This is a genomic window from Bartonella sp. AA2SXKL (genome assembly GCF_042197205.1).
Lineage (GTDB): Bacteria > Pseudomonadota > Alphaproteobacteria > Rhizobiales > Rhizobiaceae > Bartonella.
Genome location: NZ_JBHIRN010000117.1, coordinates 1 through 761 on the forward strand (window position 1 = coordinate 1; position 761 = coordinate 761).

Consider the following 761-nt stretch of genomic DNA (forward strand, 5'->3'; position numbering starts at 1 on the left):
CGCAACACCTTTGGGCAACCCGTCATCTACACGCGAAAGGATAATCAACAATCGTTTCAAATTACAGCGATTTACACCATTAAACATTCGGAATCGGAGGCTGGTGGCAGAATCCCCACCACAATCGCAAAAAAGGAACTTGATCTTTGTATCAATGACATCGGGGGAATACCACCAAAACCTCAAGATAGCGTTGTTGTGATGGCGCCTGAAAACACTGAAGACGCCTCTCAAGAATACTTCATTGTCTCAGATGTCCAAGCTTCAGAATCCGGTATGTATAAACTTATTTTACGGGAGCAAAAACAATGAGGTATCTTTGTTTGGTGTGTTTAAAATCAATAAGGCTATCCAAGCGTTCGAATTACTGCTGTAAACCTTGGACTTGAAAAAGCAGTGAATTGGTAATTCAGTGGAACACCGGTACGGCGACTGATTTGGCATCCTTTGTATGTTATAGCTACTGATGCAATTCGTGTCCAAGTAGTCCTTTCATTCCTTTCGGGACTTTCAAATACAATAGCTTTATCTGTAACCAAAAGACGTCCCAAAAGTCTGGTCTTTTTACTAATATCAAAGGAAACGCGTTCTTGAACTCCCAACAGTTTTTCATTGCGTGCTAAACGATAATCATACTCACTTGCGTCAAGTTCTTGAAGCATTTTACATCCTTCCTCAAAATTAGAGGGAGGAATGTCTGGTTGCAACATCGCAACTTGTTCTTCAAAAAGCTTTACTTTTTTATTTTCAGAATGGACAGC

1 protein-coding gene and 1 pseudogene are annotated in these 761 nt (G+C 40.5%); one reads left to right on the top strand and one right to left on the bottom strand.

Going from position 1 to position 761, the window contains the following annotated elements; translation table 11 throughout:
- Nucleotides 1–312: hypothetical protein (locus ACFINS_RS10150; RefSeq protein WP_375706196.1), on the top strand; the 312-nt coding region annotated here is incomplete at its 5' end.
- Nucleotides 313–347: 35 nt separating this feature from the next.
- On the opposite strand, the pseudogene ACFINS_RS10155 reads toward ACFINS_RS10150, so the two are convergent.
- Nucleotides 348–761, bottom strand: a pseudogene (locus ACFINS_RS10155) (hypothetical protein); the annotation flags it as partial.